The 12,404-nt window shown below is 71.7% G+C and carries 15 protein-coding genes and 1 pseudogene; 8 read left to right on the top strand and 8 right to left on the bottom strand.

What is annotated here, in order from left to right; genetic code table 11:
* Window positions 1-17: 17 nt before the first annotated feature.
* From PV419_RS08040 to PV419_RS08030, 3 genes are all read right to left on the bottom strand, one after another.
* On the bottom strand, window positions 18-902 hold the full coding sequence (locus PV419_RS08040; protein WP_415925274.1) for an RNA polymerase sigma factor SigF: 885 nt from the start codon (window positions 900-902) through the stop codon (window positions 18-20).
* Window positions 903-942: 40 nt separating this feature from the next.
* Complete coding sequence (locus PV419_RS08035) at window positions 943-1,356, bottom strand: anti-sigma regulatory factor (protein WP_014176550.1); 414 nt, start codon at window positions 1,354-1,356, stop codon at window positions 943-945.
* 381 nt (window positions 1,357-1,737) lie between these two features.
* Window positions 1,738-1,998, bottom strand: a complete 261-nt coding sequence (locus tag PV419_RS08030; protein ID WP_319687076.1) for a UBP-type zinc finger domain-containing protein — start codon at window positions 1,996-1,998, stop codon at window positions 1,738-1,740.
* Window positions 1,999-2,042: 44 nt separating this feature from the next.
* Here PV419_RS08030 and PV419_RS08025 point away from each other — a divergent pair, with 44 nt between their 5' ends.
* Window positions 2,043-3,647: a Na+/H+ antiporter gene (locus PV419_RS08025; RefSeq protein ID WP_319687075.1), complete on the top strand. Its 1,605-nt coding sequence runs from the start codon at window positions 2,043-2,045 to the stop codon at window positions 3,645-3,647.
* A gap of 91 nt (window positions 3,648-3,738) precedes the next feature.
* Here the strand turns inward: PV419_RS08025 and PV419_RS08020 are convergent, their stop codons facing one another.
* The gene (locus PV419_RS08020; protein ID WP_319687074.1) at window positions 3,739-4,329 is read right to left on the bottom strand and encodes an N-acetylmuramoyl-L-alanine amidase; all 591 of its coding nucleotides are present in this window, start codon (window positions 4,327-4,329) and stop codon (window positions 3,739-3,741) included.
* Window positions 4,330-4,559: 230 nt separating this feature from the next.
* On the opposite strand from PV419_RS08020, the pseudogene PV419_RS08015 reads away from it, so the two are divergent.
* The 3 genes and pseudogenes from PV419_RS08015 to PV419_RS08005 form a co-directional block, all read left to right on the top strand.
* Window positions 4,560-4,925: pseudogene (locus tag PV419_RS08015) on the top strand (glutaminase); the annotation flags it as partial.
* 64 nt (window positions 4,926-4,989) lie between these two features.
* Complete coding sequence (locus PV419_RS08010; protein WP_319687073.1) at window positions 4,990-5,214, top strand: hypothetical protein; 225 nt, start codon at window positions 4,990-4,992, stop codon at window positions 5,212-5,214.
* 7 nt (window positions 5,215-5,221) lie between these two features.
* A complete protein-coding gene (locus PV419_RS08005; RefSeq protein WP_415925273.1) occupies window positions 5,222-5,962 on the top strand; it encodes a DUF6597 domain-containing transcriptional factor in 741 nt (246 codons plus the stop codon).
* A gap of 25 nt (window positions 5,963-5,987) precedes the next feature.
* Here PV419_RS08005 and PV419_RS08000 read toward each other — a convergent pair whose 3' ends face one another.
* The gene (locus tag PV419_RS08000; RefSeq protein WP_319687072.1) at window positions 5,988-6,386 is read right to left on the bottom strand and encodes a VOC family protein; all 399 of its coding nucleotides are present in this window, start codon (window positions 6,384-6,386) and stop codon (window positions 5,988-5,990) included.
* A 61-nt stretch (window positions 6,387-6,447) separates the two neighbouring features.
* Window positions 6,448-7,431, bottom strand: a complete 984-nt coding sequence (locus PV419_RS07995; protein ID WP_319687071.1) for a beta-ketoacyl-ACP synthase III — start codon at window positions 7,429-7,431, stop codon at window positions 6,448-6,450.
* A gap of 314 nt (window positions 7,432-7,745) precedes the next feature.
* On the opposite strand from PV419_RS07995, the gene PV419_RS07990 reads away from it, so the two are divergent.
* The 3 genes from PV419_RS07990 (at window position 7,746) to PV419_RS07980 (ending at window position 10,041) form a co-directional block, all read left to right on the top strand.
* Window positions 7,746-8,897 (top strand): DUF2330 domain-containing protein, encoded by a 1,152-nt coding sequence (locus PV419_RS07990; protein WP_319687551.1) that lies wholly within the window; start codon window positions 7,746-7,748, stop codon window positions 8,895-8,897.
* A 104-nt stretch (window positions 8,898-9,001) separates the two neighbouring features.
* The gene (locus PV419_RS07985) at window positions 9,002-9,394 is read left to right on the top strand and encodes an STAS domain-containing protein (RefSeq protein WP_319687070.1); all 393 of its coding nucleotides are present in this window, start codon (window positions 9,002-9,004) and stop codon (window positions 9,392-9,394) included.
* 227 nt (window positions 9,395-9,621) lie between these two features.
* Window positions 9,622-10,041: an anti-sigma factor antagonist gene (locus PV419_RS07980; RefSeq protein ID WP_319687069.1), complete on the top strand. Its 420-nt coding sequence runs from the start codon at window positions 9,622-9,624 to the stop codon at window positions 10,039-10,041.
* 36 nt (window positions 10,042-10,077) lie between these two features.
* On the opposite strand, the gene PV419_RS07975 is transcribed toward PV419_RS07980, so the two are convergent.
* Both PV419_RS07975 and snpA read right to left on the bottom strand, forming a co-directional pair.
* A complete protein-coding gene (locus tag PV419_RS07975) occupies window positions 10,078-10,290 on the bottom strand; it encodes a hypothetical protein (protein ID WP_319687067.1) in 213 nt (70 codons plus the stop codon).
* Window positions 10,291-10,444: 154 nt separating this feature from the next.
* On the bottom strand, window positions 10,445-11,107 hold the full coding sequence (gene snpA, locus PV419_RS07970) for a snapalysin (RefSeq protein WP_319687065.1): 663 nt from the start codon (window positions 11,105-11,107) through the stop codon (window positions 10,445-10,447).
* Window positions 11,108-11,358: 251 nt separating this feature from the next.
* Between snpA and PV419_RS07965 the strand changes: the two genes are divergently transcribed.
* Complete coding sequence (locus PV419_RS07965; RefSeq protein WP_319687063.1) at window positions 11,359-12,387, top strand: LysR family transcriptional regulator; 1,029 nt, start codon at window positions 11,359-11,361, stop codon at window positions 12,385-12,387.
* Window positions 12,388-12,404 lie beyond the last annotated feature (17 nt).

Here is a 12,404-nt window from a genome sequence, read left to right as displayed (position 1 = left end):
CTGACCTCTGACCGCTTCTACTCCTCCACCAGCAACCGCTCCCGCAACTGCGCGAGAGTGCGGGCCAGCAGCCGCGAGACATGCATCTGCGAGATGCCGACCTCCTGCGCGATCTGCGACTGGGTCATATTGCCGAAGAAGCGCAGCAGCAGGATCTTCTTCTCGCGCGGCGGCAGATCCTCCAGCAGCGGCTTCAGCGACTCGCGGTACTCGACGCCCTCCAGCGCCTCGTCCTCCGCGCCGAGCGTGTCCGCGACCGCCGGGGACTCGTCGTCCGTGTCCGGCACGTCCAGGGACAGCGTGCTGTACGCGTTGGCCGACTCCAGGCCCTCCAGTACCTCCTCCTCGGAGATGCTCAGATGCTCGGCCAGCTCATGGACCGTGGGGGCGCGGCCGTGCCGCTGGGAGAGCTCGGCGGTGGCCGTGGTCAGCGAGAGCCGCAGCTCCTGCAGCCGACGCGGCACCCGCACCGCCCAGCCCTTGTCGCGGAAGTGCCGCTTGATCTCGCCGACGACCGTGGGGGTCGCGTACGTCGAGAACTCCACACCGCGGTCCGGGTCGAACCGGTCCACGGACTTGATCAACCCGATGGTGGCGACCTGGGTGAGGTCGTCCAGCGGCTCGCCGCGGTTGCGGAAACGCCGCGCCAGATGCTCCACCAGCGGCAGATGCATCCGCACGAGGCTGTTGCGCAGCTCGGCGCGGGCCGTGGAACCCTCCGGCAGCCGGCGCAGCTCGATGAACATCGCCCGCGCTCCGCTGCGGTCGTGCGGATCGGGCCGCTCGTGCCGCTCGTGCTGATGCTGATCCATGTGGTCCGCCCGCTCTGGTCGGTCTCCTGCCGCCTCCGGGTCCGCGGGATGCGGCTGGGCCGGCGGGTGCGGGATGGCCGGGGTACGCACTCCCCGCGATGATGCGGTGCTCACGGAGCCCCCCTTTCCGTCACGGCTGTCCGGGGCCGGCGCCGCGCTCCTTGTACAGGCTGATACTGACCGCGCGGTCCTCGGCGACGGTCGAGTCGACCTTGCCGGCGAGCGCGGAGAGCACTGTCCAGGCGAAGGTGTCGCGCTCGGGAGCGCGTCCGTCGGTGGTCGGAGCCGAGACGGTCACCTGCAGTGCGTCGTCGATCAGGCGGAAGACGCAGCTCAGCACACTGCCGGGCACGGCTTGCTGCAACAGGATCGCGCACGCCTCGTCGACGGCGATGCGCAGATCCTCGATCTCGTCGAGGGTGAAGTCCAAGCGGGCTGCGAGGCCGGCCGTGGCCGTCCGCAGCACCGACAGGTAGGCACCCTCAGCGGGCAGCCGGACTTCTACAAAGTCCTGGGTCCCGGGCTCGCCTGCGATCTGGGACACCCTCACCTCCAAGGTGACACAAGCTGATTGAGCTGAGCTGATTGGAGCGCCGGTCGTGAGCCCTTATGGTGGAGGGAGAAACGGACCGGCGCGGCACGTGGTTCGGCTGCGACGCTATCGCGATCTGCGGCTCGGTGTCGCCCGGACGAGGCACGGCCCCCGTCATGGGTGAACGCCGACCCGAAGGTCCTCGATATCACTCATAGTAAGCACATGAGTACGCACAGTGGCTAGAGGTCTGCGGTCTCAATTCGAAAGAGATGTCGCTTCGTTGAAGGAACCGCTGGTGACAGGCTCCTTTCCGGCCCTCTCCCCGCTGAAGGCATCGCTGTTCGGATCATGAGTGAAGGCTAGCGGTCCGCACCATCGATGCGGCAGTCCTTAGAGGATCATGTGGTCCACATAGCACCAGCGCCAGCTGTCGCCGGGCTCGAAGCTGCGCATCACGGGGTGTCCGGTCTCCTTGTAGTGCTCGGTGGCGTGCTGGAACGGCGATGAGTCGCAACAGCCCACATGCCCGCAGGACAGACACAGCCGCAACTGCACCGGGTGGCTCTCCACGGCCAGGCACTCCCGGCAGGTCTCGTACCTCGGCTCCGGTTCGGGCACCGGCAGCTCGGGAACATGGGGACACTCATTCATGATTGCCAGACTAAACCGACAAGACGATCGGGACGGGCTGGTTCATGGACGTATTTCCACTGTTGGTGCTGGTAGCGGGCAGCGCGGCCGTCGCGGGCGCGGCCCGCCGCACGCCGGTGCCGGCCCCGCTGCTGCTGGTTGCCGTCGGGCTCGCCGCCTCTTATGTGCCCGGGGTGCCCGAGTACACACTCGACCCGCATATCGTGCTGCCCCTCGTGCTGCCGCCCCTGCTGCACACGGCGGCGCTCGACAGTTCGTACCTGGACCTACGCGCCAACATCCGTCCCGTCGCCCTGCTGTCGATCGGATATGTGCTCTTCGCGACCGTCGCGGTCGGCTGGATCGCCTATCTGCTGGTGCCGGGCCTGCCGCTGACCGCCGCGCTCGTCCTGGGCGCGGTCATCGCCCCGCCGGACGCGGTGGCGGCGACGGCCATCGCCCGGCGGGTCGGCCTGCCCTCCCGCATGACCACCGTTCTCCAGGGGGAGTCCCTGGTCAACGACGCCACGGCCATCACCGCCTACAAGGTGGCGCTGGCCGCCGCGGTGGGCGAGGGGGCCACCTGGCACGGGGGCCTGAAGGAATTCGCCCTCGCGGCCGTCGGCGGCGTCGGGGTCGGGCTGATCCTCATGGTGCCGCTGCACTGGCTGCGCACCCGGCTGCGCGATCCGCTGCTGCAGAACACCCTCTCGCTGCTCATCCCCTTCGTCGCTTACCTGGCGGCCGAACAGGTCCACGCCTCGGGCGTGCTCGCGGTCGTCGTGGTCGCCCTCTACCTCGGGCACCACTCCTGGCAGGTGGACTTCGCCACCAGGCTCCAGGAGACGGCGGTGTGGAAGATGATCGCCTTCGTGCTGGAGTGCGCGGTGTTCGCGCTGATCGGGCTGCAGCTGCCGGTCGTGCTGCGGGGCCTGGGCGAGTACGGGGCCGGCGAGGCGGCCTGGTACGCGGCCATGCTCTTCCTCGCGGTCGTGTGCGTACGCTTCCTCTGGGTCTTCCCCGCGACCTTCCTGCCCCGGACGGTCTCCCGCCGGATCCGCGAGCGGGAGCCGGAGACCGACTGGACCACGCCGGTCGTCGTCGGCTGGGCCGGGATGCGCGGGGTGGTCTCGCTGGCCATCGCCTTCTCCATCCCGATGACCGTGCACGGCGGAGACCCCTTCCCGGCTCGCAACCTCATCCTCTTCCTGACCTTCACGACCGTCATCGGCACCCTCGTCATCCAAGGGCTCACCCTGCCCCCGCTGATCCGGCTGCTGCCGCTGCCCGGCCGGGACGCCCAGGCCGAGACCCTGGCGGAGGCGCAGGCCCAGAACGAGGCGTCCCGGGCCGCCGAGCACCGCCTCGACGAACTCCTCGCCGACGAGCGCAACGCCCTGCCACGACCGCTCGCCGACCGGCTGCGCGCGGTGCTGGAGCGGCGCCGCAACGCGGTGTGGGAGCGGCTCGGGGCGGTGAACGAGGTGACGGGGGAGTCGGCCGACGACACCTACCGCCGACTGGCCCGTGAGGTGATCAGTGCCGAGCGCGCGGTGTTCGTGGAGCTCCGCGACGCCCGGCAGATCGACGACGAGATGCTGCGGACGCTGCTGCGCAGGCTGGACCTGGAGGAGGCGGCGGCCTACCGGGAGGAGGCCGCGGACGGCTAGCCGACGGTCGCCGGCGCTCGCTCCGGCCGGTTCAGCCGGTCATCCCAGCCGGTCATCTCCGGCGGTCATCTCCTGCGGTCATCTCCTGCGGTCACTTCAGCCGGTCGCGGATGCGCGCTCGCATCGAGGCCATGGTGAAGCCGCGCGGGTCCGTCTTGCCCGGCTGCCATTCGAGGTGGCCGATCACCGAGCGCTCCGTCCAGCCGTGGTGGCGGCAGATCGCCGCCGCGGCCCGCTCGATCGCCTCCAGTTGAGCCTCCGGCCAGGGGTCCTTTCCGTCGCCCAGGTTTTCGCACTCGAAGCCGTAGAAATAGCGATTGCCGTCGGTGTTCGCCTCGTTGTCCGGAGGCAGGGCCTTCTCGGCGATCACCGCGCGCAGCACCTCGTCGTCGCCGAGGCCCGCGTGGTTGGCGCGGCCGTAGCCGACCAGGTGTACCTCGCCGTCCTTGGCGATCACCCCATGGCACAGCGGGCCGGGCAGCGAGTCGAAGCCGTCCCGGCAGATCTGTACGGTCAGGTCGGTGCCCGAGGTGACCGTGTGGTGGATCATGACGCCGTGCACCTCGCCCCAGGGCCCCTTGTGGTTTCTGTTGTGGTGCCGCCAGTCGCCGACCTGCACCACCCGCAGGCCCTCTCGTTGCAGAGCCGCCAAAAAGTCCCCTGCGGACATGGGTGAGGCCATGGCCGCCTCCGTTCGCGTCGTGCGGGGCCACCCCTCGCGGCCCGACTGTCACCCCCTGCATACCCACGAAGACACTCGGTGATGAATCCCTGTCACAAGCGATGCGAGGCACTCCGGTTATCGTGCGTTCCGATCCGCTCGACGACGCGCAGGAACAGCACCGCACCATGGACCACCAGGCTCCTCCGGCCACCGCTGGGTGGCACTCCCTTCCGGAGGAGGTCGCGGCCCAGTGCTCGATCGAGATGATCCCCCCAGCTACCGCTGGGAGGTCCCCCTGCCGCGACCTGGCCCTCGCGGGCGGCTTCCTGGCCAGGTACGGGCTGCGCGCGGACGGCTCCCGGCTGCTCTCGCCGCGCCAGGCGAAGCGGATCAACGCGGTCATGCTCACCTGCGGGACATACGGCGCGGCGGGCGACTTCCCCTACCGCGTCGGCCTGCCCGGCAAGAGCGGCGTCGGCGGCGGCATCCTCGCGGTGATACCGGGCCGCTGCACGCTGTGCGTCTGGAGCCCGGGGCTCGACGCGCGGGGCAACTCGGTGGCCGGGATGGCGGCGCTCGACCACGTCACGACGCTGACCGGCTGGTCCGTGTTTCCGGCGTACCCGCTGGCGCACGGTCGCGGCGGGCGGGACCATGGAGAGAGCAGGAGGTGTACGCATGCAGCACGAGATGCGCGCCGAATACGAAGAGGGCAGCTCGGGGCGGGTGGCCGGCGCTCCGGTCAAGATCTGGCACATGGTCCGCGCCAACGGCACGACCGCGATGTGCGGGCGCGAGCTGGACCCGGACGCGGAGACGCAGTCGGCGGAGGTCTGGGCCACGGACGACTCGGTGCCCTTCTGTCATTCCTGTGGCGCGATGTATCTGCGCGAGGTGCCCTGACGAGGTGCTGTACCAGGAGTGGGGATCAGGGCCGCTGGGCGGCCGCGCGGTGGTGTGGTCCCGTACCGCCGGGGCCGGGACGGAGCGGGTGCTGCCGGACGGCTGCACCGATGTGATCTGGAGCTACGGCAACCCGGCAGCCGCGGGCGGGGAGCTGTTCGTGGCCGGGCCCGACACCCGGGCCCACCTCGCCGAGGGCCCGCCGGGCACCCGCTGGGTCGGGCTGCGGTTCGCCCCCGGCACCGGCCCCGCCGTGCTCGGCGTGCCCGCGCACGAACTGCGGGACCAGCGGGTGCCGTTGGCGGCGCTGTGGCCGGGCGCGGAGGTGCGGCGGCTCGCCGAGCGGCTGGCGGAGGGCACGGACGGTACCGGCCCGGACGGTACCGGCCCGCGCGGTGTCGGCCGCCTCCTGGAGGCCGTCGCGCTGGACCGGCTGCGCCGTGCGGAGCCGTCCGATCCGGCGGTCGGCGCGGTCCTCGCGGGGCTCTCCGGCGGCCGGAGCGTCGCGGAGGTCGCCGCCGCGGTGGGACTCGGGGAGCGGCAGCTCCACCGGCGGTCGCTCGCGGCGTTCGGCTACGGCCCCAAGACGCTGGCCCGGGTGCTGCGGCTGAACCGCGCGCTGGACGCGGCGCGGGCGGGGACGGCCTTCGCCGAGGTCGCGGCCGTCACCGGATACGCCGACCAGGCCCATCTCGCACGCGAGGTCAGGGCGCTGACCGGGGTGTCGCTGGGCCGGCTGCTGGTGTAGCCGGCCCAGCGGGACTGCCCCCGGATCAGTCGGCCAGGGGCGCGAACAGGTCGACGCCGTTGCCGTCCGGGTCGAGGACGGTCGCGTAGCGGTGCCCCCAGAACGCGTCCCACGGCTCCTTGTGTCCGCGCACGCCCGCCTGGACGAGCTCGGCGTACGTCCTGTCCACATCCGCCGGGCTGTCGCACGCGAACGCCAGCCCGATCCGCCCCGACCCGCCGGACGCCGGCGTCCAGTCCGGGTCGAAGGAGCGGACCGTCTCGATGGGGTCCCACATCAGGCGCAGCCCGCCCGGCAGGGGCGCCTCGACATGCGGCTGGGTGTCGGCGTCGGAGGGGATGTCTACACCGAGGCGTCGGTAGAAGGCGAGTGAGGCGGCCAGGTCGGTCACGACCAGGCCGATCGCGTCGAATCGTGCTGTCATGCCTGCAGCGTAGGCACGCGGGCGGCCGCCGGTCTTGAACGAATCGGACGCGACAGCACGCTCACGGGCAGCGGATGACCTGCCCCGCGTACGACAGGTTGCCGCCGAAGCCGAAGAGCAGCACCGGTGCGCCCGGAGCGATCTCCCGCCGCTCGACCAGCTTGGACAGCGCGAGCGGCACGCTGGCCGCCGAGGTGTTGCCGGACTCGACGACATCGCGCGCGATGACCGCGTTCGTCGCGCCGAGTTTGCGCGCGACCGGCTCGATGATCCGCAGGTTCGCCTGGTGCAGCACCACCCCGGCCAGCTCCTCGGGGGTGATCCCGGCCCGCGCGCACACCTCGCGCGCGATGGGCGGCAGCTGGGTGGTGGCCCAGCGGTAGACGGCCTGGCCCTCCTGCGCGAAGCGGGGCGGGGTGCCCTCGATGCGTACGGCGTGGCCCATCTCGGGCACCGAGCCCCAGACCACCGGCCCGATCCCCGGGAGGCCGGCGGCGTCTGCCCCGGCTGCCCCGTCTGCCCGTTCTGCTCGGTCATCGGCCAGCACGACGGCCGCGCCGGCGCCGTCGCCGAGCAGCACGCAGGTGGAGCGGTCGGTCCAGTCGGCGGCCTCGGTGAACTTGTCGGCGCCGATGACCAGGGCGGCGGTGGCCGCCCCGGCCCGGATGGTGTGGTCGGCGGTGGCCAGGGCGTGGGTGAAGCCGGCGCACACCACATTGATGTCCAGGGTGGCGGGGGAGCCGAGGCCGAGCCGGGCGGCGACGCGGGCCGCCATGTTGGGGCTGCGGTCGATCGCCGTGGACGTGGCGACGACCACCAGGTCGATGTCGGCGGGCGCGAGCCCGCCCGTGGCGAGGGCCTTGCTGGCCGCCGCGGCGGCCATCTCGTCCACCGTCTCGTCCGCGCGGGCGATGTGCCGGGTGCGGATCCCGACCCGGGAGCGGATCCATTCGTCGCTGGTGTCGACGATGGCCGCCAGGTCGTCGTTGGTGAGCACCCTCGCGGGCTGGTAGTGGCCGACGGCCGCTATGCGTGACCCCGTCATCTTGCTGCCCCTTCGAGGGTGTCGTCCATCCGGCCGCCGCCCGGGTGTGCGGGCCGGGTGGCGCCCGGTCGGGCTTTGTGGCCCAGTCTCGTGGGGCGCGCAGTCACCGGGCGCGCCGGTATGTGCCAACATTGCGCCCTGAGATCTGGAGCTTTCCACCTTTCCAGCCGAGGAACCGGAACCCTCGCGGCCGCCGTCTGAGGTCGTGTCCGCCGAGCAGGCGGGCCACGGACACAGTATTCACGGTGAAATGCGGTACGGCGGAGCCGGGGCCGCGGGCGGGGGAGTGCGGAGTGCGGTACCTCCGGGGACGGATGTCGCGGCCGGTGTGGCGGCGGACCGGGCTGGTGCTGCTGGCGCTGGTGTCGCTCCAGCTCGGAACGCTGGTGTGGCCGGCCTACGCCTGCGGCTGCGGCGGGCTGGTGCCCGGCCGGAACACCACGGTGGCGGTGGCGCGGGAGGCGTCGGTGGTGCGCTGGGACGGCCGCACCGAGGAGATCGTCATGAGCCTGACGGTGGGCGGCGACGCCCACGAGGCGGCGTGGATCATGCCGGTGCCGCACCGGGCGACGGTCCGGCTCGGGAACCGCGCCCTGTTCGACGAGGTGCGTGAGGTCACCGCGCCGGTCCACCGGACGCGTCACTACTTCTGGCCGAGGCCGGGCGACTGGCCCTTCGACGACCGAAAGGTCGGATACGTGGACGGGGCCGGGGCCCCGGACGGCGCCGGGGCGAAGGCGCCCCCGCGCGTGGGCGTCGTCAGCCGTGAGCGGCTCGGCCCGTTCGACGTCGCCCGGCTCACCGCGACCGACCCGGGCGCGCTGCGCGACTGGCTGAAAGAGCACGGCTTCCAGCTGCCGGACCGGCTGGCGGAGGGGCTCAAGCCGTATGTGCGCGCCAAGTGGGAGTACGTCGCGGTGCGCCTGGCGCCCGCGGCGGACGCCCGAGGCGAAGACGCCAAGGAGGTGCTCGGCGGGACGCTCGACCCGCTGCGGCTCACCTTCGACTCGAACCGTCTGGTCTATCCGATGCGGCTGTCGCGGCTGGCGAAGACACCGCAGAACCTCGAGCTGTACGTACTGGCGCCGCATCGCATGGAGCCGCGCGGCGACATCGGGGGCGGGGCGCCGCGGGTGACCTACGCCGGGTGGTTCACCCCGGGGCAGGCGCCGCTGGGTGACCTGGCGGAGCTGGCGGGGAGGCGGATGTTTCTGACGGGCTTTGAGCAGTCGTTTCCGCGGCCGGAACTCATCAATGGGGACCATGAGTTGCGGCGCGCGGAGAAGGACGGCACCTATCAGCGCGTCACGTACGACCACAAGCTGCTGACCATAGGGGGCATCCCCGCGTGGCTGCTGACCGTGGGCGGCGGCCTGCTGGCCGTGGTGGCCGCCGCGCTCACGCTGCTGACGGCGGTCAGGCGCCGCCGCAGGGGCCGCGGGGCGTTGTTCATGACATCACCGTAGATAGGCCAACGACACTTGCCCCCTCGTCCGTTGACTGGTGAGCGGATAGGTGGGTATGTCATGTACTGACGGAGTCGCGCCTCCCTCACCCCAAGGGGGCTTTCATGTTTGACGATCGGCCCGCATTCGGTGCCCGGGTGCGTGTGCTCGGTGGCGTCACGGTGGCTGAGATCACGGGTGAGCTGGACATCTTCGCCGCGGCGAGGATCTCCGCCCGGCTGGATTCCCTCGCCCGCGCGGCGCGTCCGAACCTGGTCCTGGACCTGCGGATGGTGACCTTCCTGGACTGTGCCGGGGTGTCGTTGCTGTGCCGGTTGCGCAATCGCGTGCTGGAGCGCGGCGGGCGGCTGCGGCTGGTGATCGTCGACCCGCGGTTCACCCGGCTGCTGCGCATGGTCCGGCTCGATGACGCCTTCGAGGTCGTGGACGACCTGGCTCTGGCCGTCACGCAGTCGGGGGAAGTGAGCGCCGGAGGGAGTAACGGCGTCATCGGGTAAAGTACGTCTGACCAACTGTCAATAGTAAGAGCAGAAATTCACTCGTACGAGCGCATTTACTCCGGGAAATATGGGGTGCCTACCTCCGTAACCGGCGGTCACCCCTCTACGCTCGCGGCACGTCACCCAGGACCCCGGTGGTATCCGTCCCGATGCGGGCTCTGTCTGCTTCCGGGACCCTATCGACGGTGAAAGGGGGCAGTGTGCCGTTCCGAGGTGATTTCGCGATGACGCAGCAAGGCGCTCCCCGCCGGGAGGCACCTTGGCCTGCCGCCATCACCCCCGAGCACTTCCGGGCGGACCGGAGTGCGGAGCCCCGCGCCTGCGCGTACGGCGTCGGCGGGTACACGGTCGTGGAGCTCCACGGCGAGATCGACATCGTCGGTCGGGAGTGCGTCGGCCTGGAGCTGGACCGGGCCACCTCCCCGCCCGCGCCCGCCGTCGTCATCGACCTGACCCCGACGTGCTTCTTGGACTGCTCGGGGGTGGAGCTGCTGTGCCGCGCCTACCGCCGGGTGCGCGACCGCGGCGGACGGCTGCGGGTGGTCTGTGAGAGCCCCCTGATCCTGCGCACGCTGCGCGTGGGCGGGCTGCTCGACGTGCTGTGCCCGGTGCCGACGCTGGCCGACGCCCTGCGGGAGGACTGACCGGGGCCGGGGCCCGGACCGCTCGGGCCCGGCCGCTCAGGCCCGCCGGTTCCGGCCGGGGCCGACGCGGTGGCCCGGCCGCCGGCGGCCGAGGGCGCGATGGTGCCGCAGGGGGCGTTGTCCGGGCGGGGTGTCGCCATAGCGGAGAGCGGAGACCCGATTGCCGTGCTGGCCGTTCAGCCGGTGGATCACCACCACGCCCACGGCGATCAGCGCGGCGATCACGGCCACGGTGACGATGGTCTCCATGGTGCTCACTCCCCGCGGCTCGGGCCCCAGCCTGGGGGAATCCGGCCGGTATGTGCGAAATGCTCCCGGTGCCTTTACCGTACTCCCCGCGGACACCGGACCGCACCCGGCGTGGAGCGGATGCCGGGTGCGGTGCGAGGTGCTGGTCGTGGCCCTATCGGGCGTTCACCTCGAGCGTCTTGCCGAGGGCGGCGAGGCCGTTCGCCCACAGTTGGTTCACCCTGCTGATCTCGGCCGCGTTGGGCTGGGCGTTGGTGCAGGACGTCCCCGGCCCGCCGCCCGACATCAGCTCGCTGCACGGACCGGAGTAGTGGTCCGGCAGGCCGAGCACGTGGCCGGTCTCATGCGCGGCGACGCGGGTGGAGTTGTACTGCTGGTTCTGCGCGTAGTCCAGGAAGATGTAGCCGTTGCCGTGGCCGTCCGTGCTCGCGTACGAGCCGCTCGGGTCGTTGCCCTCGCGGTACTCGAAGTCGGCACTGCTGCCCTCCTTCAGCTGCACGTTGCTCACCGAGGAGTTCCAGATCTGCGCGCTGCGCGCTATGACGGCCTTGAAGGTCGGCGCCTTGCTCGCGCTGTAGGTGACGGTGACCGCCTGCGTGCCGGGCACCACGCCCCGCTTGGCGAGCACCGACTTGATCACGGCCTTGAGGAAGGCGTCGGAGTCGCCGCGGCTGTCGCCGCTCGCGATGTACGCGGACTTGGCGGTGTGGCTGACGGCATCGCTGCCGGGTGCGGCGGCGGAGGCGGGTACGGCGGACAGGGTCGAGGCCAGGCCGAGGCCCAGGGTGGCCACGAGCGCCGACGTGGAGAATCTCATGTGGGGGGCTCCTCATCGTCCGTCAGGCCCCGGTCGGCCGCCGTGGTGTGGGGTGGCGGGCCGAGGCCGTGGGATGAACGCTTGGTGCCCCGAAGTCTTGGTCAGATCCGGCGCCACGCGGAGATATCAACTGGCGATAGCACCATCACATAGCCCCCATGCGCCGTCGCACTTCCGGCTGTCCCGTTGGCGCCAATCGGCTGCCCGGGATGTGGTGTTCGTGGGCATTGAGTGTCTGGTGTGACGTCCTGATGCCCCGTTATGCTCACGCCGTGGAGCTCGAGGTCAGGCACCTTCGCGCACTGTGCGCCATCGCCGACGCCGGCAGCTTACGGAAGGCCGCACGGCAGCTGGGCATGAGCCAGCCCTCGCTGACGACCCAGCTCAGACGCATCGAGAACGCCATCGGCGGCCCGCTGTTCTCGCGCGAGCTCACCGGCAGCCGGCCGACCCCGCTCGGGCGCTCCGTGCTGTGCCGGGCCCGGCCCATCGTGGCCGACATGAACGCCCTGGTCGCCGAGGCCAGACAGGAGGCCGGCCGGGCCACCGGCACCCGGCTGCGCGTCGGCAGCACGGGCAGCCAGGCCGTGGCGGGATGGCTGCGCCGGCTCCGCGCCCGCTTCCCCGACGCGGACACCGCCATCCACATAGACGTCTGGGCCGACTCGCTGCTGCGGATGGTCGCCGAGAGCCAACTGGACGTCGCCTACGTCCACGAGGCCGAGGACGCGCCGCTGCGCCTCCCCGACGGCGTACGGCGACGGGTCCTCGTCGCCCGCGAGCCCCAGTTCGTCGCTCTCCCCGCCGCCCACCCGGCCGCCGCCCGCCCCGTCGTCCCCCTCACCGATCTCGCCGCCGACCAGTGGATGGTCGACCCCGCGCTGGACGGCCAGGAAGCCACCCTCCGCCGCGCCTTCGCCACGGCGGGCCAAAGCCCCCGCGTCGTCTACGGCGACTACCCCACCGCCGCCGACCTGGTCGCCTCCGGCGAACTCATCACCCCCTGCCGCCCCACCGCCACCCCCCGCCCCGGCCTCACCATCCGCCCCCTGCGCGACGACCCCCTCACCCTCCGCCTGTCCCTGGCCTCCCGCGCCGCAGAACCGCCCGACACGGACGCCCTCTTCGCCGACCTCAGGGACTCCTACCTGGAGGCGGCCTGGGCCAGCACGGCGTACCGGCAGTGGCTGCTGCGCAACGACGGCCCGCTCCGCCCGCTGTTGCTCACCCGCGACGGCGCGCGCCCCGTCCCGCCCTCGGTCCGGGAGGCCTCGGCGTGAGGCCGAAGCGGTCCACC

The organism is Streptomyces sp. ME19-01-6 (genome assembly GCF_033793745.1).
In the GTDB taxonomy this organism is placed as follows: Bacteria; Actinomycetota; Actinomycetes; order Streptomycetales; family Streptomycetaceae; genus Streptomyces.
The sequence above is the reverse complement of the archived record's forward strand: the minus strand, read 5'-3'. Positions and strand labels throughout refer to the sequence as shown.

Excerpts from the sequence above, each read along its gene's own strand:
- PV419_RS08030 (WP_319687076.1), bottom strand. The coding sequence starts at position 1,998 with ATGAATGAGTGTCCCCATGTTCCCGAGCTGCCGGTGCCCGAACCGGAG.
- PV419_RS08025 (WP_319687075.1), top strand. The coding sequence starts at position 2,043 with ATGGACGTATTTCCACTGTTGGTGCTGGTAGCGGGCAGCGCGGCCGTC.
- PV419_RS08020 (WP_319687074.1), bottom strand. The coding sequence starts at position 4,329 with ATGGCCTCACCCATGTCCGCAGGGGACTTTTTGGCGGCTCTGCAACGA.
- PV419_RS08010 (WP_319687073.1), top strand. The coding sequence starts at position 4,990 with ATGCAGCACGAGATGCGCGCCGAATACGAAGAGGGCAGCTCGGGGCGG.
- PV419_RS08000 (WP_319687072.1), bottom strand. The coding sequence starts at position 6,386 with ATGACAGCACGATTCGACGCGATCGGCCTGGTCGTGACCGACCTGGCC.
- PV419_RS07995 (WP_319687071.1), bottom strand. The coding sequence starts at position 7,431 with ATGACGGGGTCACGCATAGCGGCCGTCGGCCACTACCAGCCCGCGAGG.
- PV419_RS07990 (WP_319687551.1), top strand. The coding sequence starts at position 7,746 with ATGTCGCGGCCGGTGTGGCGGCGGACCGGGCTGGTGCTGCTGGCGCTG.
- PV419_RS07985 (WP_319687070.1), top strand. The coding sequence starts at position 9,002 with ATGTTTGACGATCGGCCCGCATTCGGTGCCCGGGTGCGTGTGCTCGGT.
- PV419_RS07980 (WP_319687069.1), top strand. The coding sequence starts at position 9,622 with ATGACGCAGCAAGGCGCTCCCCGCCGGGAGGCACCTTGGCCTGCCGCC.
- PV419_RS07975 (WP_319687067.1), bottom strand. The coding sequence starts at position 10,290 with ATGGAGACCATCGTCACCGTGGCCGTGATCGCCGCGCTGATCGCCGTG.
- snpA (WP_319687065.1), bottom strand. The coding sequence starts at position 11,107 with ATGAGATTCTCCACGTCGGCGCTCGTGGCCACCCTGGGCCTCGGCCTG.
- PV419_RS07965 (WP_319687063.1), top strand. The coding sequence starts at position 11,359 with ATGCCCCGTTATGCTCACGCCGTGGAGCTCGAGGTCAGGCACCTTCGC.